The organism is Bradyrhizobium sp. HKCCYLRH2015, assembly GCF_051168215.1.
Classification (GTDB): Bacteria; Pseudomonadota; Alphaproteobacteria; order Rhizobiales; family Xanthobacteraceae; genus Bradyrhizobium.
On sequence record NZ_JBNPUO010000012.1, the window covers coordinates 208,617 to 231,640 of the forward strand.

At 67.7% G+C, this 23,024-nt stretch carries 22 protein-coding genes; 12 read left to right on the forward strand and 10 right to left on the reverse strand.

Annotated features, from left to right (window positions below):
• The first annotated feature begins 208 nt into the window (after nucleotides 1–208).
• Nucleotides 209–1,828: a peptide chain release factor 3 gene (locus ACQR1H_RS29125; RefSeq protein WP_315800344.1), complete on the forward strand. Its 1,620-nt coding sequence runs from the start codon at nucleotides 209–211 to the stop codon at nucleotides 1,826–1,828.
• Nucleotides 1,829–1,986: 158 nt separating this feature from the next.
• Here the strand turns inward: ACQR1H_RS29125 and ACQR1H_RS29130 are convergent, their stop codons facing one another.
• The 3 genes from ACQR1H_RS29130 to ACQR1H_RS29140 form a co-directional block, all read right to left on the reverse strand.
• Nucleotides 1,987–2,394, reverse strand: coding sequence for a response regulator transcription factor (locus tag ACQR1H_RS29130; RefSeq protein ID WP_316215614.1), 408 nt, complete (start codon nucleotides 2,392–2,394; stop codon nucleotides 1,987–1,989).
• Complete coding sequence (locus ACQR1H_RS29135) at nucleotides 2,391–3,257, reverse strand: S1C family serine protease (RefSeq protein ID WP_434908578.1); 867 nt, start codon at nucleotides 3,255–3,257, stop codon at nucleotides 2,391–2,393. The genes ACQR1H_RS29130 and ACQR1H_RS29135 overlap by 4 nt, the downstream gene beginning before the upstream one ends.
• Nucleotides 3,258–3,339: 82 nt before the next feature.
• On the reverse strand, nucleotides 3,340–4,068 hold the full coding sequence (locus ACQR1H_RS29140; protein WP_315800341.1) for an aspartate/glutamate racemase family protein: 729 nt from the start codon (nucleotides 4,066–4,068) through the stop codon (nucleotides 3,340–3,342).
• Between the two features lie 162 nt (nucleotides 4,069–4,230).
• Here ACQR1H_RS29140 and ACQR1H_RS29145 point away from each other — a divergent pair, with 162 nt between their 5' ends.
• The 8 genes from ACQR1H_RS29145 (at nucleotide 4,231) to ACQR1H_RS29180 (ending at nucleotide 12,308) form a co-directional block, all read left to right on the forward strand.
• The gene (locus ACQR1H_RS29145; RefSeq protein ID WP_315800340.1) at nucleotides 4,231–4,824 is read left to right on the forward strand and encodes a hypothetical protein; all 594 of its coding nucleotides are present in this window, start codon (nucleotides 4,231–4,233) and stop codon (nucleotides 4,822–4,824) included.
• 160 nt (nucleotides 4,825–4,984) lie between these two features.
• Nucleotides 4,985–5,569 (forward strand): NnrU family protein, encoded by a 585-nt coding sequence (locus ACQR1H_RS29150; RefSeq protein ID WP_315800339.1) that lies wholly within the window; start codon nucleotides 4,985–4,987, stop codon nucleotides 5,567–5,569.
• A 2-nt stretch (nucleotides 5,570–5,571) separates the two neighbouring features.
• Nucleotides 5,572–6,396, forward strand: coding sequence for a 3-methyl-2-oxobutanoate hydroxymethyltransferase (gene panB / locus ACQR1H_RS29155; protein WP_434908579.1), 825 nt, complete (start codon nucleotides 5,572–5,574; stop codon nucleotides 6,394–6,396).
• Nucleotides 6,397–6,562: 166 nt separating this feature from the next.
• Nucleotides 6,563–8,155: a class I adenylate-forming enzyme family protein gene (locus ACQR1H_RS29160; protein WP_434908580.1), complete on the forward strand. Its 1,593-nt coding sequence runs from the start codon at nucleotides 6,563–6,565 to the stop codon at nucleotides 8,153–8,155.
• Nucleotides 8,156–8,332: 177 nt separating this feature from the next.
• On the forward strand, nucleotides 8,333–8,986 hold the full coding sequence (locus tag ACQR1H_RS29165; protein WP_434908581.1) for a tetratricopeptide repeat protein: 654 nt from the start codon (nucleotides 8,333–8,335) through the stop codon (nucleotides 8,984–8,986).
• Nucleotides 8,987–9,032: 46 nt separating this feature from the next.
• A complete protein-coding gene (locus ACQR1H_RS29170; RefSeq protein ID WP_315800335.1) occupies nucleotides 9,033–9,569 on the forward strand; it encodes a hypothetical protein in 537 nt (178 codons plus the stop codon).
• An 82-nt stretch (nucleotides 9,570–9,651) separates the two neighbouring features.
• Entirely contained in the window at nucleotides 9,652–11,022 is a 1,371-nt protein-coding gene (gene der / locus ACQR1H_RS29175) for a ribosome biogenesis GTPase Der (RefSeq protein ID WP_316215618.1), read from the forward strand.
• Between the two features lie 29 nt (nucleotides 11,023–11,051).
• Nucleotides 11,052–12,308 carry a TCR/Tet family MFS transporter gene (locus ACQR1H_RS29180; RefSeq protein ID WP_315800333.1) on the forward strand — a complete coding sequence of 419 codons (1,257 nt, stop codon included), beginning with the start codon at nucleotides 11,052–11,054 and terminating at the stop codon, nucleotides 12,306–12,308.
• 88 nt (nucleotides 12,309–12,396) lie between these two features.
• Here ACQR1H_RS29180 and ACQR1H_RS29185 read toward each other — a convergent pair whose 3' ends face one another.
• Complete coding sequence (locus tag ACQR1H_RS29185; protein WP_315800332.1) at nucleotides 12,397–13,623, reverse strand: ABC transporter substrate-binding protein; 1,227 nt, start codon at nucleotides 13,621–13,623, stop codon at nucleotides 12,397–12,399.
• Nucleotides 13,624–13,874: 251 nt separating this feature from the next.
• A complete protein-coding gene (locus ACQR1H_RS29190) occupies nucleotides 13,875–14,534 on the reverse strand; it encodes a TetR/AcrR family transcriptional regulator (protein ID WP_316180966.1) in 660 nt (219 codons plus the stop codon).
• A gap of 175 nt (nucleotides 14,535–14,709) precedes the next feature.
• Between ACQR1H_RS29190 and ACQR1H_RS29195 the strand changes: the two genes are divergently transcribed.
• The 3 genes from ACQR1H_RS29195 to ACQR1H_RS29205 are packed head-to-tail and all read left to right on the forward strand — an operon-like array spanning nucleotide 14,710 to nucleotide 17,203.
• Nucleotides 14,710–15,627, forward strand: coding sequence for a DUF3313 family protein (locus ACQR1H_RS29195; RefSeq protein ID WP_434908582.1), 918 nt, complete (start codon nucleotides 14,710–14,712; stop codon nucleotides 15,625–15,627).
• Entirely contained in the window at nucleotides 15,624–16,865 is a 1,242-nt protein-coding gene (locus ACQR1H_RS29200; protein ID WP_316236652.1) for a patatin-like phospholipase family protein, read from the forward strand. The genes ACQR1H_RS29195 and ACQR1H_RS29200 overlap by 4 nt, the downstream gene beginning before the upstream one ends.
• A 35-nt stretch (nucleotides 16,866–16,900) precedes the next feature.
• On the forward strand, nucleotides 16,901–17,203 hold the full coding sequence (locus tag ACQR1H_RS29205; RefSeq protein ID WP_316180963.1) for a hypothetical protein: 303 nt from the start codon (nucleotides 16,901–16,903) through the stop codon (nucleotides 17,201–17,203).
• A gap of 227 nt (nucleotides 17,204–17,430) precedes the next feature.
• Here the strand turns inward: ACQR1H_RS29205 and ACQR1H_RS29210 are convergent, their stop codons facing one another.
• The 5 genes from ACQR1H_RS29210 to ACQR1H_RS29230 all read right to left on the reverse strand — a co-directional run bounded on the left by ACQR1H_RS29210 (nucleotide 17,431) and on the right by ACQR1H_RS29230 (nucleotide 22,985).
• A complete protein-coding gene (locus ACQR1H_RS29210) occupies nucleotides 17,431–18,177 on the reverse strand; it encodes an SDR family NAD(P)-dependent oxidoreductase (protein ID WP_316180961.1) in 747 nt (248 codons plus the stop codon).
• 207 nt (nucleotides 18,178–18,384) lie between these two features.
• Nucleotides 18,385–19,917, reverse strand: a complete 1,533-nt coding sequence (purF, locus tag ACQR1H_RS29215; protein WP_316180960.1) for an amidophosphoribosyltransferase — start codon at nucleotides 19,915–19,917, stop codon at nucleotides 18,385–18,387.
• Between the two features lie 23 nt (nucleotides 19,918–19,940).
• A complete protein-coding gene (locus ACQR1H_RS29220) occupies nucleotides 19,941–20,567 on the reverse strand; it encodes a CvpA family protein (RefSeq protein ID WP_315712460.1) in 627 nt (208 codons plus the stop codon).
• Nucleotides 20,568–20,740: 173 nt separating this feature from the next.
• Nucleotides 20,741–22,240 carry a DNA repair protein RadA gene (gene radA, locus ACQR1H_RS29225; protein ID WP_316180959.1) on the reverse strand — a complete coding sequence of 500 codons (1,500 nt, stop codon included), beginning with the start codon at nucleotides 22,238–22,240 and terminating at the stop codon, nucleotides 20,741–20,743.
• Between the two features lie 19 nt (nucleotides 22,241–22,259).
• Nucleotides 22,260–22,985 carry a sulfite exporter TauE/SafE family protein gene (locus ACQR1H_RS29230; RefSeq protein WP_316180958.1) on the reverse strand — a complete coding sequence of 242 codons (726 nt, stop codon included), beginning with the start codon at nucleotides 22,983–22,985 and terminating at the stop codon, nucleotides 22,260–22,262.
• Nucleotides 22,986–23,024: the final 39 nt, after the last annotated feature.

A 23,024-nucleotide genomic window follows, 5' to 3' on the forward strand; every position in this document is an offset into this window, starting at 1 on the left:
CGCTACAGATTCAGACCTCGTCCTGAGGAGCGCGCCGCTTGGCGCGCGTCTTGAAGGACGGCCGTGGGCGGGCCACGGTCAGGCCGGTTAACTCCCCGGTTGGAGTTGCGGTGCAAAACGCCTATATGGAGGGCGCGCGGCGGCCGTGATCCCGCGCCTTTTCATCACATAGCGCTCTCTCTGGCCTCAAAACGACGTCCGCCGCCTCATGTCCGATTCCGCCGTCACCACTGAACAGCCGTCCCGCTCCGCGCTCTCCGATGAGGTCGCGCGCCGGCGCACCTTCGCCATCATCTCGCATCCGGACGCCGGCAAGACCACGCTGACCGAGAAGCTCTTGCTGTTCGGCGGCGCCATCAACCTCGCCGGCCAGGTCAAGGCCAAGGGCGAGCGCCGCAACACCCGCTCGGACTGGATGAAGATCGAGCGCGAGCGTGGCATCTCGGTCGTCACGTCGGTGATGACCTTCGAGTTCGAGGGCCTCGTCTTCAACCTGCTGGACACGCCGGGCCATGAGGACTTCAGCGAGGACACGTATCGCACGCTGACCGCAGTCGACTCCGCCGTCATGGTGATCGACGCCGCCAAGGGCATCGAGGCGCGCACGCGCAAGCTGTTCGAGGTCTGCCGCCTGCGCGACATCCCGATCATCACCTTCATCAACAAGATGGACCGCGAGAGCCGCGACACCTTCGACCTGCTGGACGAGATCGAGAAGACGCTGGCGCTCGACACCACACCGATGACCTGGCCGGTCGGCCGCGGCCGCGACTTCATCGGCACCTATGACGTCAGAGACGGCGGCGTGCGCCTGCTCGAAGGCGGTGGCGCCAAGACCGGCGCGGCGCAGCAGATCGCGATCTCCGAGCTCGGCAAGCTCAACGCCAATCTCGACATGGGCCAGATCACCGACGAGCTTGAGCTGGTCAAGGAAGCCTGCAAGCCGTTCGACCTGGAGGCGTTCCGCGAGGGCCATCTGACGCCGGTCTATTTCGGCAGCGCGCTGCGCAATTTCGGCGTCGGCGATCTCCTGGAAGGTCTCGGCCGCTACGCGCCGTCGCCGCGCGCGCAGGAGTCCAACCTGCGCAAGGTCGACGCCGCCGAGCCGCGCATGAGCGCCTTCGTCTTCAAGATCCAGGCGAACATGGACCCGAACCATCGCGACCGCATTGCGTTCGCGCGGCTGTGCTCGGGCAAGCTCAACCGCGGCATGAAGGCCAAGCTGGTGCGCACCGGCAAGACCATGCCGCTGTCGAGCCCGCAATTCTTTTTCGCGCAGGACCGCTCGGTCGCGGACGAGGCCTTCGCCGGCGACGTCGTCGGCATTCCCAACCACGGTAGCTTGCGCATCGGCGACACGCTGACCGAGGGCGAAGACCTGACCTTCGTCGGCGTGCCGAGCTTCGCCCCGGAAATCGTCCGCCGCGTCCGCCTCACCGATGCGATGAAGGCCAAGAAGCTCAAGGAAGCCTTGCAGCAGATGTCGGAGGAGGGCGTCGTGCAGGTGTTCCGTCCGCGCGATGGCGCGCCGGCGCTGGTCGGCGTGGTCGGACCGCTGCAGCTCGACGTGCTCAAGGCGCGGCTCGATGCGGAATATTCACTGCCGGTCGAGTTCGAGATCTCCGAGTTCTCGCTGGCGCGCTGGATCTCCTGCGACGACAAGAAGAAGCTCGAGGCGTTCATCGCCGCCAACAATTCCGGCGTCGCCGACGACGTCGATGGCGACCCCGTGTTCCTGGCCAAGAACGAGTTCTATCTCGGCTACACCAAGGAGCGCGCGGAGGGCATCGTGTTCTCCAACGTCAAGGACGTGAAGAAGAAGGCGTGAGGCTGGCTCCGTTGTCAGCCGTCATTCCGGGGCATCGCGCAGCGATGAGCCCGGAATCCATCTTGCCTCTGGTTCTGTCGCCCGATGGATTCCGGGCTCGCCCTGCGGGCGCCCCGGAATGACGTGGGGAGAGAGTTCCCTGCAAAACTCGGGGCTGCTCACAGCTCGATGATGCCGCGCCTTGCCGCGTGCGCCACCGCATCCGTTCGCCCGGTGGCGTCGAGCTTGTCGAGCAGCGAGCCGACGTGGAATTTCGCGGTATGCACGGAGATGCCGAGGCTGCGGGCGATCTCCTTGTTGGAGCGGCCCTCGGCCATCAGCGCCAGCACGTCGCGCTCGCGCGCGGTGAGCTGAAAATCATCGATCGCCTGGCCGTCGATCCTGTCGTCGCCGCTGTGCGTCTCATCACTGCCATGCAATGGCGCGATGGCGACGTCGGCGCTCTCGCCGGGGGCGACCAGCGTCAGGCCCGTGACATCGCCGAGCAGCGCCGCCAGCCGGTCGGCGAGCTCGGCATCGTCGACCGCGATTGCGATCCTGATCGGCCCGCGCGCCTCCTCGCTCACGCCGGCCTCTCGCCGATGGTCAGGGCGAACTGCACCGGCTCGCCGGCACGCAGCGCTGCGACCTCGACGACGGCGCCGACGCTGTCCGGACCGAGTTCGCGCATCATCGCGCGCATGCCCCTGAACGGCTCCTTGTTGAGAGCGGTGATGACGTCACCCTGGCGCAGGCCGGCGGCCGCGGCCGGGCCGCTCTTGTCGAGGCTCATGATCATCGCACCGAGCCCGTCGTCGAGCCGGACCGGCTGCAGGCCGGCGCCGAGATAGCCGCGCGCGATGCGACCATTCGTCTCGAGCTTGCCCGCGACCCGTTCGATCGTGGCCGCGGGAATGACGAGCGTGCGGCGCGGGCCGCGCACGGCCATTCCGATCGCGTGGCCTGCAGCGTCGAGCGCGAGGCCGCCTTCGGAGCTGTGGCGCAGCCGGGTGTCGAGCTCGATCCGCGCATCGATGTCGCCGCCGCGCAGGCTGCGCCACGGGCCGGCGGATTTCGAGACCATGGCGAGCGCTGCGACCGGCGCGCCCTGGTCGGCGGCGGCGATGACCGCGAGCGAGCCGAGCGCGGGCACCTCGCCGGAGAGTTTGACTGGCGCCGCCGCGCCGCCATCGAAGCGGAGCAGGGCGATGTCGGTGGTGTGATCGCGGCCTGCCATCCCGGCGGGACGTGTGGTGCCGTCGGCGAAGACGATAGTGACGTCGCCTTCATCGGCCAGCGCCTCATCGGCGGTGACGATGAGGCCTGATTTCCAGACGAAGCCGGAGGCGCGCAAGCGGTGCGAGTGGACCGAGACCAGAGACGGTGCGACCGCGGCGACGGTCGTCGAAAGCGCTGATGAGAGCGAGTAGAGGGTGGACAGATCGGACATCGCGGGCTCCATGGGTTGATCCCAATGTGGAGCGTCGGTCGGCGTTTCGGAACTCCCCGGATGGGCAGGCTATGAGTTGAACTCAGAGCGTCTTCCGCGACTTCGGCAGCGGAAACGCGAGATCGCCGTGTTTCGACGTCTTCAGCCCCAGCCCGACCAGCGCCTCGGCGAAGCGCACGGCGGCGGCGACGCCGTCGATCACGGGAATGCCGAGCTCGGTCGAGAGATCGCGCGCCAGATCGGCCATGCCGGCGCAGCCGAGCACGATGGCGCCGATCCCGTCCTCGCGCAGCGCCGCCCGGCATTCGCCGAGCAGCGTGCCGCGCACATTGGCCTCGGGCTTGTCGAGATCGAGCACGGCGACGTCGACCGCGCGCACCTTGCGGCAATGCTGCTCCATGCCGTAGTTGCGCACGAGGTGCTCCGCGATCACCTTGGTGCGCGACAGCGTGGTCACGATGCTGAAATGGGTGGCGACGAAGCTCGCCGCATGCATCGCGGCTTCCGCGATTCCGAGCACCGGCACGCCCGACAATTCGCGCGCGGCGAGCAGGCCGGGATCGCCGAAGCAGGCGATCACATGGGCGTGGCAGCCCTCGGCGTCGCCGGCTTCGATCTCCTTGAGCATGCCGACCGCGGCAATCGCCTCGTCGTAGTGCCCCTCGATCGAGGCGGCGCCGAACCGCGCGGTGCGGCCGACGATCCGCGTCGACGGGCTTGCGCTGGCCTGGGCCGCCTTGGCGATCAATTCGGTCATCGTCACCGTCATGTTCGGGTTGATGACGTTGATCACGGTCTCGCTGTGGCTCATCGTCGCGTCCGTCCGTTGTCGCATCCTGCCGTGTTCTAGCCGAGTTCCGCAGGTACGGTCGAGGGCCGTTCGCGACGCGGGAACGCGCAGACGTGAACGGGATTGAGCTTGCGAATTCTGCGATCGGATCCAGCTTGGAGTCCATTCCAGCCCGAGAGTCCCATGCTCCGTGTCGTCGTGCTCGTACTGTTGATGGTGGCCGCTCCGGCCACCGCCGACGCGCGCCGCCAGCAGATCAATCCGGTGCCGTTCGCGCACACACCGTGCAGCGTGCTCGACGAGGGACCATGCACGCCGTCGTTCTGCAGCGTCTACGGGCCGTGGCCTTGCATTCCCGAGATGAACTATCCCTATGGCCAGAACCTGCAACTGACGATCGAGAGCCGGCCCGCCAAGGATCAGGAAGCCAAATATCAGAAGCCGGATCACGATCTCGACACGATCGGCGATCTGTTCGCAGCGCTGCGTGCATGCTGGACGCCGCCGCCGGAGGACAACGCCCGCGCCGGGATGCAGATGACGGTGCGCTTCAGCTTCAAGCGGACCGGCGAGATGATCGCGCCGCCGCGCGTGACCTTCGCAACATCAGGCGCCCCGGCCGACACGCGTGCGACCTATCTGAAGACGATCAATGCCTCGCTCGACGGCTGCCTGCCGCTGAAGTTCACAAAAGGGCTGGGCGGCGCGCTCGCCGGCCGGCCGATCGCGATCCGCTATGTCGAGAATCGTGATCTGAAGAACACGTCGGAGCGGTGATGGCTTCGTGCGCTGTACTCGATCTCCCGACCGGACAGCCCGTCACTCCCGCTTCGGCTTTCGAGCCGCCCCGACCTTGACATGCGCCACGTTGCGAGGCCGCCCCCGGAAATGATACCGGTGCCCACGCACAGGTCGCGTGCAAGCGAAGGGGGATGCCGTGGGACTTCTGGTGATGGTGGTGGGGCTGGTGCTGTTTCTCGGCGCCCATGTGTTCACGACCCGGCGCGAGGCGCGCGCGCAGGTCATCGCGCGGCTGGGCGAGGGCACGTACAAGCTGGTCTACACGGTCGTGGCCCTTGCCGGCCTCGTCCTGATCGTGTGGGGCTTTGCCGATTACCGCAGCGGTGGCTGGATCCAGGTCTGGACGCCGCCGAAGGCGCTCAAGCACATCAATCTCGCGCTGATGCTGCCGGCCGTCATCATGGTGGTCGCCGCCTACATCCGCGGCCGCATCTACACCGTGCTGAAGCACCCCATGCTGGCCGGCGTGAAGCTGTGGGCGTTCGGGCATCTGCTCGCCAATGGCGACCTCGGCGGCATCATCCTGTTCGGCTCGATCCTGGCCTGGGCGGTGTTCGACCGCATTTCGCTGAAGCGGCGCGCTGACGCCGGCGGCCCGCCGATCCCGGTCGGCGGCGTTGGCAACGACGTGATCGCGGTGGTGGTCGGCATCGTCGTCTATCTGGCGCTGGCCTTCGCGTTCCATCCCGTCGTGCTCGGCATTCCGGTCATTGGGGGGTAGCGATGTCGGTGCAGTCGACGGTCCGCCGAAAGACGGCTCCCGAGATCCGCGCCCGCAAGGGCGGCGAGCCGATCGTGATGCTGACGTCCTACCACGCCCATACCGCGGCGCTGGTCGATCGCCATTGCGATGTGATCCTGGTCGGCGATTCCCTTGGGAACGTGATGCACGGTTTCGAGACCACCGTGCCGGTGACCCTGGAGATGATGATCCTGCAGGGCCGCGCCGTGATGCGTGGTTCGCGTCAGGCGCTGGTGGTGGTCGACATGCCGTTTGGCTGCTACGAGGCGTCGAAGGAGCAGGCGTTTCATGCGGCGGTGCGGATCCTGAAGGAGACGCAATGCGGCGCGGTCAAGCTCGAGGGCGGGGTGCGGATGGCCGAGACGGTGGCCTTCCTCAGCGAGCGCGGCATTCCGGTGATGGGCCATGTCGGCCTGACGCCGCAATCGATCAACACGCTCGGCTCGTTCCGCGCGCAGGGCCGCGACGAGGCGGATTGGGCCGCGATCGAGAGCGACGCTGCGGCGATCGCGCAGGCCGGCGCGTTCTCGGTTGTGATCGAGGCCGTGGCCGAGCCGCTGGCGCGCAAGATCACGCAGCAGATCGCGATCCCCACCATCGGCATCGGCGCCAGCGCCGCCTGCGACGGCCAGGTGCTGGTGCTGGAGGACATGCTCGGCCTGTCGTCACGGGCGCCGAAATTCGTCCGTCGCTACGGCAATCTCGGTCCGGCGATCGACGAGGCGGTCGAGCGCTACGCGGCCGACGTGCGTAGCCGTGTGTTTCCGGCGGCGGAACATGTCTACGGCATGAAGTCCAAGACCTGACGGGCGCCTCTCGCTTGGTCGTCGCGTTGCAGCCGTGATGCGCGCGGCGGCACTGCGCTATCTCCGGCGCTGCCGGAGATAGCCAAGCGCATCGCCCGATGGTTATGCTTGGGCCAGTCCGCATCGCGGCAAACAACGACAAAAAAGCCAAGCTCGGGGAAATGCCATGGACTGGTCGACCTATGTGACGCCGCCGATGCGGCGCGAAGCCCGTTTCGGCGATCGCGTGGTGCCGCTGTTCACGGAGCGGCCGGCGAACATCTGGGCCATGGTCGGGGAGGCCGCGGCGCGCAACGGCGACGGCGAGGCGCTGGTCTGCGGGGCCGTGCGGCTGTCATGGCGCGAGGTCGCCGAGGCCGCCGCGCGGATCGCCGGCGGGCTGCAGGCGAGGGGCCTGCGCCAGGGCGATCGGCTGGCGCTGCTGCTCGGCAACCGCATCGAGTTCGTGCTCACGCTGTTCGCTGCCGCCAAGCTCGGGCTGATCACGGTGCTGCTGTCGACGCGGCAGCAGACCCCGGAAATCGCCTATGTGCTGAAGGATTGCGGCGCCAAGCTGCTGCTGCACGAGGCGGCACTGGCGGACCGGTTGTCGGCTGCTGCAGAGACGCCGGAGCTGGCGGGGCGCATTGCCGTCGATGATCGTCCGGCGCGATCGGATTTTGCAGCGCTGGCCGATCATGCCGCGCACGAGGCTCGGGTCGACGTGGCGGAAGAGGACACCGCGATGATCCTCTACACCTCCGGAACAACCGGTCGGCCGAAAGGCGCGATGCTCGCCCATTGCAACATCATCCACTCCTCGATGGTCTACGAGGCCTGCCTGGGGCTGACGCCAGCCGACCGCTCGATCGCCGCGGTGCCGCTCGGCCATGTCACCGGCGTCGTCGCCAACATCACCAGCATGGCGCGCTGCGCCGGCACCTTGATCATCATGCCGGAGTTCAAGGCCGGCGAGTATCTGAAGCTCGCCGCGCGCGAGCGCGTGACCTACACGGTCATGGTCCCGGCGATGTACAATCTCTGCCTGCTGCAGCGCGACTTCGACAGCCACGATCTCTCGTCGTGGCGGATCGGCGGCTTCGGCGGCGCGCCGATGCCGGTCGCGACCATCGAGCGGCTGGCCGCCAAGATCCCGGGTCTGCGGCTGGTCAATGCCTATGGCTCGACCGAGACCACCTCGCCGGCAACGTTGATGCCCTCGGATCTGACCGCGCGCCATATCGACAGCGTCGGGCTGCCGTGTCCAGGGGCCAGCATCCTGGTCATGGACGGGGAGGGGCGGGAACTGCCGCGCGGCGAGATCGGGGAGATCTGGATCGGCGGCGGCCAGGTCATCAGGGGCTACTGGAACAATCCCAAGGCCACCGGCGAGAGCTTCACCGCCGGCTATTGGCATTCCGGCGATCTCGGCTCCGTCGACGCCGACAATTTCGTCCGGGTGTTCGACCGGCAGAAGGACATGATCAACCGTGGCGGGCTGAAGATCTACTCGGCCGAGGTCGAATCGGTGCTGGCGAGCCATCCGGCGGTGGTCGAGAGCGCGATCGTCGCCCGGCCATGTCCCGTGCTCGGCGAGCGCGTGCACGCGGTGGTCGTCACCCGCGAGCCGATCAGCGCCGAGGCGCTGCGCAGCTGGTGTGCCGAGCGGGTCTCGGATTACAAGGTTCCGGAAACCCTGACCGTGACCGCGGACCCCCTGCCGCGCAACGCCAACGGCAAGGTGATGAAACGGCAGTTGCGCGAAGCCTTGACGGCGTGATAGCCGCGTTCGGACCCTGTGGCAGAACCGGGGAGTAACGCCTTGATTCGGCTGGACTCGCCTTGCCACCGCCATGCCGATGCGGTATCGGCGCCGGCGCGTGGGCAACGGGCCGCTCGCGCGGCCCTTCGAAGCCATGCGCGCGCGTTCGCAGCGAACCTGACTGGATGTCCTTAGGTGTCTGATTTTATTGATGAAGTAGACGAGGAGGTCCGCCGGGAACAGCTCAAGAAGCTGTGGGACCGCTACTCGATCTTGATCATCGCCCTGGCCGTGCTGATCATCGCCGGCGTTGGCGGCTGGCGCGGCTACCAATACCTGGAAGGCCAGAAGGCGGCCGAGGCGGGCTCGGCCTTCAACAAGGCCCTCGAGCTCTCCGAGCAGAACAAGCATGCCGAGGCGGAAAAGGCCTTTGCGGATGTCGCGGCCACGGCCCCATCGGGATACCGCACGCTGGCCCGCTTCCATCAGGCCGCAGAGGCCGCCATGCGCGACAAGGCGGCGGCCGTGAAGCTCTATGACGAGCTTGCTGCCGACCGCAGCATCGGGGCCGAGCAGCAGTCGATGGCGCGGCTGCGCGCGGCAGGCCTGCTGGCCGATACGGCGCCTTACGCGGACCTCAAGCAGCGCCTCGAAGGCGAAACGGCGCCTGGTGCGCCGTTCCGCCACGCGGCCCGCGAATTGCTGGCGCTGTCGGCGTGGAAGGCCAACGATGCCGCCGCGACCCGTCAATGGCTCGACATGATTGCGCTGGATGGTGAGACCCCGCCGGGCCTGCGCTCGCGCGCCGAAGCGCTGCTGGCGCTGTTGCCTGCAGTCGCCAAGAGCTGATCGCGGATCGCGCGACGGCGAAACCGAGTTGATTGGAACGACGATCATGCGCCGCGCCCAACGTGCCATTGCCCTCACGGTCCTCATTGCGCTTTCCGGCGTGCTGGGCGGCTGCGCGAGCGGGGGAAGCTTCGACCCCTCGGACATGCTCGACTTCCTCGACACCAAGAAGAAGCTGCCGGGCGACCGCAAGCCGGTGTTCCCGGAGGGCGTGCCGGGTCTCGAGCAGGGCGTGCCGAAGGAACTCTACAAGGGCGCGCAGCAGCAGCCGATGACCGATCCAGGCGCCCAGGAGGCGATGCCGGCGCCCCCGGCCGAGGAGCCCAAGGGCAAGAAGGGCGCCAAGGGCCGGCAGCAGGCCGCCGTGAGCAACCCGACCACGGCCGATCCGCAGGACGGCGAGGCCGCTGCGGTCGAGCAGGGCGCCGCCGGCGTTCCGCCGGCGCCGAAGCCGAAGAAGATCGTGCGCCGCCGCACCACCGCACCGCCGGCGGATGACACGGCCCCGGCGCAGCCGCCGGCCGCCCAGAGCTCGGGCGGCGGCTTCCCGGCGCCGATGCCGAGCGGCTCCTTCAGCCGTTAATCTCAGTCGCGAATCGACTGATCGCCCGTTCGGTTTTGCGGCCGAATGCGCTAAAGCTGCGCGCTCACGCGCACGGATCATCATGCCTTTCACCATCGCCATCATCGGCCGGCCCAATGTCGGCAAGTCGACCCTGTTCAACCGTCTGGTCGGGCAGAAGCTGGCGCTCGTCGACGACATGCCGGGGGTCACGCGCGACCGCCGCGAGGGCGAAGCGAAGCTCGGCGATCTCCATTTCACGATCATCGACACGGCCGGCCTCGACGAGGGCCCGAAGGGCTCGCTGACCGCGCGCATGCAGGAGCAGACCGAGACCGCGATCGCGCTCGCCGATGCGCTGTTCTTCGTCATCGATGCCCGCATCGGCCTGACGCCCGCCGACCGCGCCTTCGCCGATTTCGCCCGCCGCGCCGACAAGCCGGTGCTGCTGCTCGCCAACAAGAGCGAGGGCAAGCATGGCGAGCTCGGCGCCATGGAGTCGTATGCGCTCGGCCTCGGCGATCCCATCCAGATCTCGGCCGAGCACGGCGAGGGCATGGGCGAGCTCTACGACGCCGTCAGCAAGCTCGTGCCGCCCACGGACGACGAGGACGACGAGCGCGAGGAGACCGACGAGGAGCGCGCCGCACGTCCGATCCGCGTCGCGATCGTCGGCCGTCCCAATGCCGGCAAGTCGACGCTGATCAATCATCTGCTCGGCGAGGAGCGGCTGCTGACCAGCCCCGAGGCCGGGACGACGCGCGATTCGATCGCGGTCGAGATTGAATGGAAGGGCCGCGGCTTCCGCATCTACGACACCGCAGGCCTGCGCCGGCGCTCGCGCATCGAGGAGAAGCTCGAGAAGCTGTCGGTGGCGGACGCGCTGCGGGCGGTGCGCTTCGCCGAGGTGGTCGTGCTGATGATGGATGCGCAGAACCGCTTCGAGGAGCAGGATCTGCGCATCGCCGACCTGATCGAGCGCGAGGGTCGCGCGCTCGTCATCGCGGTCAACAAATGGGACCTGATGGAGGCCAAGCCCGGCCAGATCTCGATGCTGCGCCGCGACGCCGACCATTGGCTGCCGCAGGTCGCGGGCGCGCCGATCGTGGCGGTGTCGGGCCTGATGGGCGAGGGCATCGACCGGCTGATGCAGGCGATCGTCGAGGCCTACGCGGTCTGGAACCGGCGCGTGCCGACCGCGGCGCTGAACCGCTGGTTCGAGGGGGCGATCGCCGACAATCCGCCGCCGGCGGTGTCGGGCCGCCGGCTCAAGCTGAACTACATCACCCAGACCAAGGCGCGGCCGCCGAGCTTCGTGCTGTTCTGCTCGCGCGCCGACGCGATCCCGCAATCCTACTTGCGCTATCTCACCAACTCGATGCGCGAGACCTTCGAGCTGCCGGGCACGCCGGTGCGCATCACCCTGCGCGAGAAGGCCAACCCGTTCGCGCACAAGCGCAAGCGGCCGAACTGATCAGTCGCGGTAGCGGAAGCGGTCCGGCCATGGAAGCAAGCCCGCCGAGCGTCGCGACCGAAAATGCGCCGGCCCCGCGCCGCGGCGCGGTCGCCTTCATCTTCGTCACCATCCTGCTCGACATGCTCGCGCTCGGGCTGATCATGCCGATCCTGCCGAAGCTGATCGAGAGCTTCGTCGGCAACGACACCGCGCAGGCGGCACGCATCTTCGGGCTGTTTGGCACCGCGTGGGCGCTGATGCAGTTCGTGTTTTCGCCGGTGCTCGGCAGCCTGTCCGACCGCTTCGGCCGGCGGCCGGTGATCCTGCTGTCGAACTTTGGCCTCGCCGCCGACTATGTGCTGATGGCGCTGGCGCCGTCGCTCGCCTGGCTGTTCGTCGGGCGGCTGATCTCCGGCGTCACCTCGGCGAGCATCTCCACTGCCTTCGCCTATATCGCCGACCTGACGCCGCCGGACCGCCGCGCCGCGATCTTCGGCCGCATCGGCGCGGCGTTCGGCGCGGGCTTCGTGCTCGGGCCTGCCACCGGCGGGCTGTTGGGCGACATCGATCCGCGGCTGCCGTTCTGGGCGGCCGCGGGGCTCAGCTTCGCCAACGCGCTCTACGGCTTCCTGGTGCTGCCGGAGTCGCTGAGGCCGGAGCGGCGCAGTCCATTCCGGTGGCGAACGGCCAATCCGCTCGGGGCGCTGCGGCTGCTGGCATCGGACCGCATCCTGGCCGGACTGTCGACCGTGAACTTCATCACCCAGCTCGCCCATGTCGTGCTGCCGTCGACCTTCGTGCTGTACGCGACCTATCGCTACGGCTGGGACACGCGCACCGTCGGCCTCACATTGGCGATGGTCGGCGTCTGCGCGATGATCGTGCAGGGCGGCGCGGTCGGGCTGATCGTGCGCGTGTTCGGCGAGCGCGGCGCGCTGATGCTGGGGCTATCCGCGGGGCTGGTCGGCTTCTTCATTTTCGGCGTGGCGCCGACCGGACCGCTGAGCTGGCTGGGCATTCCCGTGATGGCGCTGTGGGGCGTCTCGGGCGCGGCGCTGCAGGCGCTGATGACCCGGCTGGTGGCGCCGGACAAGCAGGGCCAGCTCCAGGGCGCGACATCGAGCGTGCAGAGCGTGGCCCAGCTCACGGGGCCGTTCCTGTTCACGCTGAGCTTCGCCTATTTCATCGGGGCCACTGCGCCCGTGCATCTGCCCGGCGCGCCGTTCCTGCTGGCCTCGGGGCTGATGATCGTCGCGATCGTGATCGCGCTGCGGACGCTCGCAAAAGCGAAGGCCGCCTCCTGACATCATCCCGATGCGTGCGACGGCGCATCGGAAATGGGCGTGAGTCCGGACTGATGCTGGCGCGCCAGCCCGGACCGATGCGGGACGATTACTTCTTCACCAGCGGGCACTCGCTGGCCTCGAGCGGCTTGGCGGCGTCCTCGGCCGGGATCGTCGCGATCAGCTTGTAGTAGTCCCACGGATATTTGGACTCTTCCGGCTTCTTGACCTCGAACAGATAGGCCGGGATCAGGCGGCGTCCGTCGGCGCGCAGCGGGCCCTTGCCGAACAGCGGATCGTCGGTCGGGATCTCCTTCATCTTGGCCACGACCTTGGCGCCGTCATGCGGATTGCCGCCCATCGCGTCCAGCGCCTTGAGGTAATGCAGCGTGCCGGCATAGACGCCGGCGACCGTCATCGACGGCATCGTGCCCTTTGGCGACACCTTCTGGAAACGCTTGGACCATTCGCGGGTCTTGTCGTTGAGATCCCAGTAGAACGACTCGGTGAAGGTCAGGCCCTGCGCCACCTTCAGGCCCAGCGCATGCACGTCGTTGACGAACAGCAGCAGCGCGGCGAGCTTCTGGCCACCCTGGACGATGCCGAATTCGGCGGCCTGCTTGATCGCGTTGGTGGTGTCGCCGCCGGCATTGGCAAGGCCGATGACCTTGGCCTTGGACGACTGCGCCTGCAGCAGGAAGGAGGAGAAGTCGGCGGTGTTGAGCGGGTGCTTGACGGAGCCGAGCACCTTGCCGCCATTGGCGGTGACGACCGCCGAGGTGTCGCGCTCCAGCGCATGGCCGAACGCGTAGTCGGCGGTGAGGAAGAACCAGCTGTCGCCGCCGGCCTTGGTCAGCGCCTTGCCGGTGCCGTTCGCCAGCATGTAGGTGTCGTAGGTGTAGGAGATGGTGTTGGCGTTGCAGGCCTTGCCGGTGAGGTCGGCGCTCGCGCCGCCGGAATTGATCAGGACCGAGTTCTTCTCCTTGACCAGATTGGAGATGGCCAGAGCAACGCCGGAATTCGGCGTGTCCATGATCACGTCGACCTTCTGGGTGTCGATCCACTGCCGGCCGATATTGACGCCGATGTCGGGCTTGTTCTGGTGGTCGCCGCTGATGACCTCGATGGTCCAGCCCTTGGCCTTCATGCCGGAATCTTCGACCGCCATGTTGACGGCTGCGACCGAGTTCGGTCCGCCGATGTCGGCATAGAGGCTGGACATGTCGTTGAGCACGCCGATCTTGACGACCTTGTCGTCGGCGAAGGCGGAGCCGGCAAAGCTGAGCGTGGTGGCGGCAAGCAGCGCGGCCATCCGCCGCGCCTGAGACGTCGTCATCAAAGTCCTCCCTGGTGTCGTGTCACGGCGAGGCTTCTTGGGCGCCCCTTGCCGTCTGTCTCCCTGGATAGCCGGTCTTGTGAGTTGCGGCAATGTGCCAAAAGGCGCGAGGCGCGCCCAAGGTTTGTGCGTTTCGCTTGAGCGTTAACGCTGGGCGTACAGGCCCTGCAAGAATACCGTTGCTCATCACGAGGCCCGTGACCGACGCCTTCCATGATCAGGTCATGCTCGGCTGAGCACGGCGCGGTAGCTCATGAGGGCTCGACGATGGGCGTCGAGCCGCGGGCCTTTCTGGTCTTGTCGCCGACCGGCGAGGGGGCTGCGGGCGGCCGCAGGAAGCGCGTCAGCATGATGCGCAGATGTGCGGTGCTCTTCTTTATGTCGACGTTCGGATTCCGGATCGGCAGCGCGCGTGCGCCGTCGACGATCGCGAACAGAATATTGGCGGTCGATTCGGGATCAAGGCGGGGATCGACGTCGCCGCGCCGCTGCGCCTTGATGAGAAAATCGACCAGCAGCGCCCGCATCGCGCGCGCATGGGCGTGGACGATGGCGGCAAAATCGGCATTGCGGCAGGCCTCGGCCAACGCCTCGGCGCTGAGGACCTGGGCCTGCGGCTGATGAATGCTGGTGCTCTCGAGCTCCTGCACCAGGGCGTCTATCACGTCGGGTGAGGCCAGGATCGCCTGGAGGCGCGCTGCGGCGTGGCTCAGGTTCTGGTCGACCAGCGCCTGGATCATCGCCTCCTTGCTGGGGAAGTAGTGGTAGAGGTGGCCTGGGCTGATCTTGGCGGCGGCGCAGATGTCGGTGGTGCTGGCGCCGTGAAAACCGTTCCGGACGAAGCACGACAACGCCGCCTGGAGAATCTCCCGGCGCTTCTGCTCGTGCTTGACCGGATCGACCTTTCTCATCACGCGTCTCTCATCACACGTCCTGTCGGGCCAACTCTCGCCACATTCGCCGTTTCCGCCAACTGCTTGTAATATAAAATAATATTTCGCGCCGCTCTAATCTAGAGAATTTGATCTAGTTTAGTTGGACAAGCGTTTCGGCTTGTGAGACTTAATTAGAGTGAGCTATCTATCAATGGGTCTCGCCGGTAAGATGCGCCTCGCCCCGCTGAAGTCGACGGCCCTGATTTCCCTGGCGCTGGCAACGGCCGGCTGCGCCACCGCTCCGCTGGAGCGGGCCGGCTCGCTCAAGAATTACGATCGTCTCGCCGACGCCAATGGCCTGATGACGCGCGCGCAGATCAAGGCGAACAAGAAGGAGCTGCTCGAGGCCAGGACGATCCGGATCGAGCCGACCGCGTTTCCACCGCGTCCCGACATCGCCTTCGACGAGAACGAGCGCAAGCTGGTCGCCAACGCCATCAGCCGGGAAATGTGCCTGCGGCTCAGCGAGCGCTTCCGCATCGTTGCGCTCGGCGAGGAGGCGGATCTGACGATCAAGGCGACCGTCACTCACGCCACGGCGACCAACGCGACCGCCTCGGCCGCCTCGCAGGCGGCGTCGATCGCCAAGAGCGTCGCGCTACCGGGCGTCCCGGTGCCGGTGCCACGGTTGCCGGTCGGGCTCGGCACGCTGTCCGTCGAGGCCGAGGCGCGCGATTTCGCCGGCTTCCAGAAGGCCGCGATGGTGTGGGCGCGCGGCGCCTCCTCGGTGTCGACCGCCCGCATGGCCAATGACGGCGACGCCTACGACCTCGCTTCGGAGTTCGGCGCCGATTTCGCCAGGCTGGTATCGACCGGCGAGTCGCCGTTCTCCGGCGTCCCGTCGCTGGCCTCGCTGCCTTCGGTGTCGAGCGTGCCCGCCAAGCTCGGCGGCGCTCCCAAATATGCCGCATGTGAGCAGTACGGACGCTTCCCCGGCCTGAAGGGCTTCGTCGGTGCCGGTCTGGGCCTGCCGCCGGGCTGGACCGACAAGGGGGCCGACGAGGTCAAGCCCGGCGTGCCGCCGCCGGCGTCGGAGATCGCAAGCGTGGAGCAGCAAGCGTCGCGATGAAGTCTGCCGCCTCCTTCCGCGCGATGGTTCCGCGTATCCTGCTCGCATGCGCCGCGTCGCTGCTGCTGGCGGCGTGCGCAGCCGTCATGCCGCGCAACGCGCTGCCGGAAGCGGCTGCCGTCAGCGCCGACCCGGTCGGCTTCCGCAACGTGCGCTACTGGGGTGACGAGCCGGCGCCGCGCTTTGCCGAGGCCGCGATGTCGCGCGCCTCGGCCGAAATCCCGATCTCGCGTCCGCTGAATTTCCTCGCGATCTCCGGTGGCGCCGAGAACGGTGCATTCGGCGCCGGGCTGCTGGCCGGCTGGGGCGAGTCCGGCAACCGGCCGTCGTTCGACATGGTGACGGGCGTCAGCTCCGGCGCGCTGATCGCGCCGTTCGTCTTCCTGGGGCGCGAGCACGATGACAAGCTGCGCGAGATCTTCACCGCCTACGAGCGTAAGGACATCTTCACGGTCAACATTCCCGGCCTGCTGCAGGGCTCGGCGCTGGCCGACAACACGCCGCTGTCGCGGCTGATCGAGAAATATGTCGATCGCGAGTTCCTGCGCGATGTCGCGCGCGAGAGCAGCAAGGGCAGGGTGCTGCTGGTCGGCACCACCAATCTCGACGCGCAGCGGCCGGTGCTGTGGGACATGGGCCGCATCGCTGCCGCCGACACGCCCGAGGCGATCGCGCTGTTCCGCCAGGTGCTGCTGGCGTCCGCGACCGTGCCGGGCGCTTTCGCCCCGGTTCGCATCAAGGTGCGGATCGGCGACAAGGATTACGACGAGCTGCATGTCGATGGCGGCGTCACCCGGCAGGTCTTCATCGGCCCGTCGGTGCTGCGTCTCGTCTCCGGCCGCGGCCCGCGCCGGAGCGTGAGCGGCGCGCATCTCTACGTCATCCGCAATGCCCGCATCGATCCGCAATGGGACAGCGTCGGCGCCGACGTGCTCTCGGTGACCCAGCGCTCGCTGTCGACCCTGATCAAGAACCAGGGCATCGGTGACATCTACCGCATCTACTCGGTGGCGAAATTCAACGGCATCGACTTCAACTTGGCCAGCGTGCCGGCCGATTTCCAGGCCAAGGCCGACGGCCCGTTCGATCGCACCTACATGACCGCGCTGTTCGATCGCGGTTACGACATGGGCCGTCGGGGCTATCCCTGGGTGAAGAGCCTGCCCGGGCTGCAATCCAACGAGCATGGCATCACGGCGCAGGGGACCACGCGCACCATGGCAGCGGCCGCGCGATGAGCTTCCGCCGGACCTGCTTACGATTGACGCGGCCCATGCCCTGGCGTTCAGTGCTCGGGAGCGCGGCGCTGTTGACGTCCGTGCTGCTCGGCGGCTGCGCGACCTCGGGCACGACGCCATCGTCCGACACGGCGCAGTACGGCAACACGTACAACTATCTCCCGGTGAACGACGTGCCGCATGACGAGCAGCGTCCGGTGCTGTCGGTGGAGCAGCAGGAAAAGCTGCGCAAGGAGCTGACGGCGGTGCGCGATCGTCAGGTGCCGGCCGCGGCGAAGCCCGTCCCCGCGAAGCCCGCTGCCGCAAAGCCTGCGGCGGCGAGTCCTGCTCCGAAATAGCTGCCGACGCAGATCGGCTCACAAGTGGTCGGGGCACGAACGGGTTGACGCGTCGTGCGTGAGAGGCGTGGTGCCGACCACGTCCGCCGCTGTCGTCCCGGCGAACGCCGGGACGGATACCGCGTGATGCGTGTTGGGAAAGACGGTCTGCGTCGTCATCGTCGCCCACCACGACCGCCGGTGGCTATCGGTCCGGCGTTCGCCGTACGGTGAGGGGAGCAACGATCTCACGCCGGCGGCTGAAAGCTCTTCAGCGTGCGGGTCTTGTACTCGTACAGTTTGCCGGTCTCGGTCCAGGACGGCAGGCACATCGGCACGATGAAGTCGGCGACCTGCTCGGGCGTCTCGAGCGTCATCGGGTCTTCGCCGGGGAAGACCGTGGCGCGCATGCGGGTGCGGATCGGGCCCGGGCTGAACAGGTTGACGCGCAGCGGCGTGCGCTCGGTCTCGTGCGCCCACACCCGCGCCAGCGTCTCCAGCGCGGCCTTGGTGACGGCGTAGGGGCCGAGATAGGCCTGGGCCTTGTGGGCGGCGCCTGAGGTGAGGAACACGGCGCGGCCGGCGTCGGAGGCCTTCAGCAGCGGCTCCATGCAGCGGATCAGCTGGAAGTTGGCTGAGAGGTTGACGGCGACGACGTCGTTCCACGGCTTCAGGTCGATATGGCCGAGCGGCGAGGACGGGCCGGGCACGGCGGCATTGCCGACGAGGATGTCGAGCTTGCCATGGCGCTCATGCAGCGCGGCGCCAAGACGGGCGATGCCGTCGCTGTCGGTCATGCTGAGCGGCACCAGGGTGGCGCCGTTGCCGGTCTCTTTCCGGATCTCGTCGTCGAGCTCCTCCAGCCCGCCCTGGGTGCGGGCGACCGCGACAACATGCGCGCCGGCGCGCGCCAGCGCGCGGGCGGTCGCATGGCCGATGCCGCGCGAGGCGCCGGTGACGAGGGCAATCCGGTTGGCGAGGGGAAGGGTGGTCATGGCCGCTATTCTCTCAGACGTCGTCCGGGCCAGGCGCACGATTGCGCGCCCGGAGCCGGGACCCGTACTCCTCGGCGGTTATGAGGGAGTTGGACCGTCGTGGCTAGTCCTAGCCGCCCAACGATCGCTGGTGGCTATGGTCCTGGCATTCGCAGAGACGACGGGCAACCGCGCATCGCCCCGGAACGACGGCGTGTGGAAAGAGCCTCAGCTCGCTTCCGCCAGCAGCGAGAGCTGCTGCTGGGGCGGCTCGACGAGTGACTGGTCGGTGAGATGGGTCGGATAGCTGCCGGTGAAGCAGTGGTCGGCATATTTCGGCGCTGCCGGGTCGCGGGCGGGCTCACCCATCGCGCGATACATGCCGTCGATCGACAGGAAGGCGAGCGAGTCCGCGCCGATCAGCTGGCGCATCTCCTCGAGCGAATGCGTCGCCGCGAGCAGGCCGCCGCGATCCGGCAGGTCGATGCCGTAATAGTCGGGGTAGAGGATCGGCGGCGAGGCCAGGCGGAAATGCACCTCGGTGGCGCCGGCGTCGCGCATCATGCGCACGATCTTGCGCGAGGTGGTGCCGCGCACGAGCGAGTCGTCGATCAGGATGATGCGTTTGCCTTCGATCGCGGCGCGGTTGGCCGAGTGCTTCATGCGCACGCCGGATTCGCGGATCGCCTGGGTCGGCTGGATGAAGGTGCGGCCGACATAGTGATTGCGGATGATGCCGAGCTCGAACGGCACGCCGGAATGCTGGCTGTAGCCGATCGCCGCCGGCACGCCGGAATCCGGCACCGGCACGACGACGTCGACCTCGGGATGGCTCTCGCGCGCGAGCTGGGCGCCGAACGCCTTGCGCACCTCGTAGACCGAGCGGCCGCCGACGACGGAATCGGGACGGGCGAAGTAGATGTATTCGAACACGCAGGGACGTGCCGGCTTCGGCGGGAACGGCTTGTGGCTGTGCGCGCCGGTCTCGTCGAAGATCACGACCTCGCCGGGTTCGATGTCGCGAATGTAGCGCGCGCCGATCATGTCGAGCGCACAGGTCTCCGAGGCCAGGATCGGGCAGCCTTCGAGCTCGCCATAGACCAACGGACGGATGCCCAGGGGATCGCGGGCGCCGATCAGCTTCTTGTTGGTCATGCAGACCAGCGAGTAGGCGCCTTCGAGCGCGCGCAGCGCCTCGATGAAGCGGTCGATGAAATTGGTGCGGCGGGAATGCGCCACCAGATGCAGGATCACCTCGGTGTCGCTGGTCGACTGCATGATGGCGCCGGCGCGCACCAGCTCGCGGCGGAGCGTGAGCCCGTTGGTGAGGTTGCCGTTGTGGCCGACCGCGAAGCCGCCGGCATTGAGCTCGGCGAACAGCGGCTGCACGTTGCGCAGGATCGTGGCGCCGGTGGTGGCATAGCGGACATGGCCGACCGCGGCGTTGCCGGGCAGGCGCTCGATCACCTCGCGGCGGGAGAAGGTGTCGCCGACCAGGCCCAGGCGGCGCTCGCTGTGGAAGCGCGCGCCGTCATAGGAGACGATGCCGGCGGCTTCCTGGCCGCGATGCTGGAGCGCATGCAGGCCCAGCGCAGTGATCGCGGCGGCATCGCTATGCCCATAAATGCCGAACACGCCGCACTCCTCGCGCAGCGTGTCTCCGTCCAGGTCTGGGTCTCTGAGGTAGGCTTGAGGTCCGAAGTCCAGATCCGCGTGAGTATCCGCTTGGGCTTCGCCGGAAGAATCGTGGTGCAGGTCCATCGCGCCTCTCTTCTGGGCTGAGCTCACTTGGCCGCGGGTTTCTCGATCAGCTTCTTCAAGCTGTCGCGGGCAGGCTTGCTGTACCCATCGCCGCCCGCTCCGGGCGACTCGGTGTCAGTCTGGTCGTCGTCCGGCTTGTTCTTCTTGAATTTCTTTAAAATGGTGTTCTCGGGATCATCAGGCAAGAGCGACATCAGCCAATCCCCGGTTCCCTGCAGGACGACGCGGGATTTGGCGCCGGTGACCCAGTCCGGGCGCTGCTTGTCCGGCACCAGCCAGCTGAAGAACAGGAACGCGACCACGACGATCAGCAGGCCGCGGCCCAGTCCGAACAGGAATCCGAGGGTGCGATCCAGCGCGCCGATGCGCGAATCGAGGATCATGTCGGAGATCTTGACCGTGATCACCGAGACGATGAGCAGGGTGCCCACGAAAGTACCGGCGACGACGACGACGCTGGCGACGGTATCGTTGTTGAAATAGGTCTTCGCGGTCGGCAGCAGCTTGGAGAATGAATAAAGCGTGACCAGGGCGGCCGCGCCCCAGGCCGCGATCGACAGCACCTCGCGCATGAAGCCGCGGACCATCGCGAGCAGCCCCGACACCAGCATCACGCCGAGCAGGATGAGATCGAGGATCGTTATCGGCATCGGCTGCTCAGGTCCGCTTCACAGGTCCAAGGTTCGCTTCGAATCGACGGAGGACCGCCCCTCCAGGTGGAGGACAGCGAGGTTCCCCGGCAAGTCCGGACGCTGCACGATCCCGTGTGGGCGACCGGTTGCGGCGTTGTATAGCGGCGAGTCACGCGAACGTCACGGTCCGGCTAGCCGTCCTGGCGGCGGAATCTCGCTGGTGTGGCATTTTTTTCGGCAGGGCGCGGTCCGCGGCGGCCGTGGTCGCCGTCATCGTCGCCCTGCCGGGTCGTCTCATGGCGGGCACGAGGCGTGCCGCGCGCGGCGATGTCGGCCACCAGGCTGGTCAACCCGCCGACGGTATTGAGGCTGAGCCCGGCGTCGCCGCCGGCCTCGCCGCGGGCGCGCTCCGGCAGCACCACGCGCAAAAAGCCGAGCTTGGCGGCCTCCTTCAGCCGTGCCGAGGTCTGCGCCACCGGTCGGACCGCGCCCGACAGCGAAATCTCGCCGAAATAGACCGCATCGGGCGGCAGCGGCGCGTTGACCAGTGACGAGACCAGAGCTGCGGCCGCGGCGAGATCCGCCGCCGGCTCGTTGATGCGCAGGCCGCCGGCGACGTTGAGATAGACGTCGTGGCCCGACAGCTTGACGCCGCAATGCGCCTCCAGCACGGCCAGCACCATCGACAGCCGGCTCGGATCCCAGCCGACCACGGCGCGGCGCGGCGTGCCGAGCGAGGTCGGCGCCACCAGGGCCTGGATTTCGACCAGCACGGGGCGGGTGCCCTCGATGCCGGCAAAGACCGCCGTGCCGGGGCTGCCGAGATCGCGCTCCGACAGGAACAGCTCGGACGGGTTGGTGACCTCGCGCAGACCCAATCCGGTCATTTCGAACACGCCGATCTCGTCCGTCGGGCCGAAGCGATTCTTGACCGAACGCAGGATGCGGAACTGCTGCGAGCCCTCGCCCTCGAACGACAGGACCGCATCCACCATGTGCTCGACGACCCGGGGGCCGGCGATCTGGCCGTCCTTGGTGACGTGGCCGACCAGGATGATGGCCGCGCCGGATTTCTTGGCGAACCTGATCAGCTTCTGCGCCGAGGCGCGCACCTGGGTCACCGTGCCCGGGGCCGATTCCACGGTGTCGGTCCACATCGTCTGGATCGAATCGATCACGATCAGCCGCGGCACGCCGCCCTCGGACAGGGTCGCGATGATGTCCTCGACCGAGGTCTCAGCCGCCAGTTGTACCGGCGCATCCGCAAGCCCGAGGCGCTCGGCGCGCAGCCGCACCTGGGCGACAGCTTCCTCGCCGGAAATGTAGACCGCGCGATGGCCCGCGCGCGCCAGCATCGAGGTCGCCTGGGTCAGAAGCGTCGATTTGCCGATGCCGGGATCGCCGCCGACCAGCAGCACCGAGCCGCGCACGAAGCCGCCGCCGGTGACGCGGTCGAGCTCGGTCATGCCCGACGACAGCCGCGGCGCGTCGATGGTCTTGCCGGTCAGCGATTCCAGCTGGAAGGTGCGGCCCTTGCGCTTGGAGCGCAGCGACACCGGCGCCGAGGTTGCCCCCGTCGTGTCTTCCTCCGCCAGCGTGTTCCACTCGCCGCAGGCCTCGCATTTGCCCTGCCAGCGCGAATAGGCCGCGCCGCAGTTCTGGCAGACGAAGGAGAGTGTGGTCTTGGCCATGAGGTGAGAATCGGTGCGGTCAGGAGTGGGTAGCGTTCCATAACATACTTAGGCCGGCGGCCAGCATGATGCCATCCATCACCACGCGGAACACGTCCGGCTTCATGTGCAGCACGAAGCGCTTGGCGACGAAGGCGCCGGCCATCAGCGAGCCGCCGGCGATCAAACCTTTCAGCAGGATGTCCGGCGTGAGCGCGCCGAAGCGCTGGAAGGTGATGGATTTGGACACGTAGAGCCCAAGCGAACTCGCGGCCTCCGTGGCGAGGAAGGCGCCTTTCGACAGCCCGTAGAACAGGAACAGCGGCACGCTCAGCGGCCCGGTCGAGACCACGATGCCGGTCAGATATCCGATCACGGCACCGCCGGTCGCGAGATGCCAGAGGTTGGCCTTGAGATCGTGCCGCGCCAGCCAGTGCCGCACCGGCACCATCGCCATCAGGAACAGCCCGATGGTGATGTCGACGGCGTGCGACGGCAGGATCAGCAAGGTGCGCGCGCCGAGTGCGGCGGCCGGAATCCCGGTGACCGAATAGGCCGCGCAGGCGCGCCAGTCGACCTCGCGCCACCACGCCAGGATGCGCGACAGGTTCGCCATCACGGCGGCGACCGCCATGATCGGCACGGCCTCCTTCGGCCCGTATTCATAGGTCAGCACCGGCATCAGCATGATCGACGAGCCGGTGCCGACGATACCGGACAAGGTGCCGGCCACGAGGCCGACCGCGAGCACGAAGAGGAAGCCCAAGAAGATCGTCTCCGCGCTCGGACGAGATCTCTCTCCGCG

Bases quoted from the DNA above. Each gene is read 5' to 3' on its own strand.
- ACQR1H_RS29125 (WP_315800344.1), top strand. From the start codon at position 209: ATGTCCGATTCCGCCGTCACCACTGAACAGCCGTCCCGCTCCGCGCTC.
- ACQR1H_RS29135 (WP_434908578.1), bottom strand. From the start codon at position 3,257: ATGTCCGATCTGTCCACCCTCTACTCGCTCTCATCAGCGCTTTCGACG.
- ACQR1H_RS29140 (WP_315800341.1), bottom strand. From the start codon at position 4,068: ATGAGCCACAGCGAGACCGTGATCAACGTCATCAACCCGAACATGACG.
- ACQR1H_RS29145 (WP_315800340.1), top strand. From the start codon at position 4,231: ATGCTCCGTGTCGTCGTGCTCGTACTGTTGATGGTGGCCGCTCCGGCC.
- panB (WP_434908579.1), top strand. From the start codon at position 5,572: ATGTCGGTGCAGTCGACGGTCCGCCGAAAGACGGCTCCCGAGATCCGC.
- ACQR1H_RS29160 (WP_434908580.1), top strand. From the start codon at position 6,563: ATGGACTGGTCGACCTATGTGACGCCGCCGATGCGGCGCGAAGCCCGT.
- ACQR1H_RS29170 (WP_315800335.1), top strand. From the start codon at position 9,033: ATGCGCCGCGCCCAACGTGCCATTGCCCTCACGGTCCTCATTGCGCTT.
- der (WP_316215618.1), top strand. From the start codon at position 9,652: ATGCCTTTCACCATCGCCATCATCGGCCGGCCCAATGTCGGCAAGTCG.
- ACQR1H_RS29180 (WP_315800333.1), top strand. From the start codon at position 11,052: ATGGAAGCAAGCCCGCCGAGCGTCGCGACCGAAAATGCGCCGGCCCCG.
- ACQR1H_RS29185 (WP_315800332.1), bottom strand. From the start codon at position 13,623: ATGACGACGTCTCAGGCGCGGCGGATGGCCGCGCTGCTTGCCGCCACC.
- ACQR1H_RS29190 (WP_316180966.1), bottom strand. From the start codon at position 14,534: ATGAGAAAGGTCGATCCGGTCAAGCACGAGCAGAAGCGCCGGGAGATT.
- ACQR1H_RS29195 (WP_434908582.1), top strand. From the start codon at position 14,710: ATGGGTCTCGCCGGTAAGATGCGCCTCGCCCCGCTGAAGTCGACGGCC.
- ACQR1H_RS29200 (WP_316236652.1), top strand. From the start codon at position 15,624: ATGAAGTCTGCCGCCTCCTTCCGCGCGATGGTTCCGCGTATCCTGCTC.
- ACQR1H_RS29205 (WP_316180963.1), top strand. From the start codon at position 16,901: ATGCCCTGGCGTTCAGTGCTCGGGAGCGCGGCGCTGTTGACGTCCGTG.
- ACQR1H_RS29210 (WP_316180961.1), bottom strand. From the start codon at position 18,177: ATGACCACCCTTCCCCTCGCCAACCGGATTGCCCTCGTCACCGGCGCC.
- purF (WP_316180960.1), bottom strand. From the start codon at position 19,917: ATGGACCTGCACCACGATTCTTCCGGCGAAGCCCAAGCGGATACTCAC.
- ACQR1H_RS29220 (WP_315712460.1), bottom strand. From the start codon at position 20,567: ATGCCGATAACGATCCTCGATCTCATCCTGCTCGGCGTGATGCTGGTG.
- radA (WP_316180959.1), bottom strand. From the start codon at position 22,240: ATGGCCAAGACCACACTCTCCTTCGTCTGCCAGAACTGCGGCGCGGCC.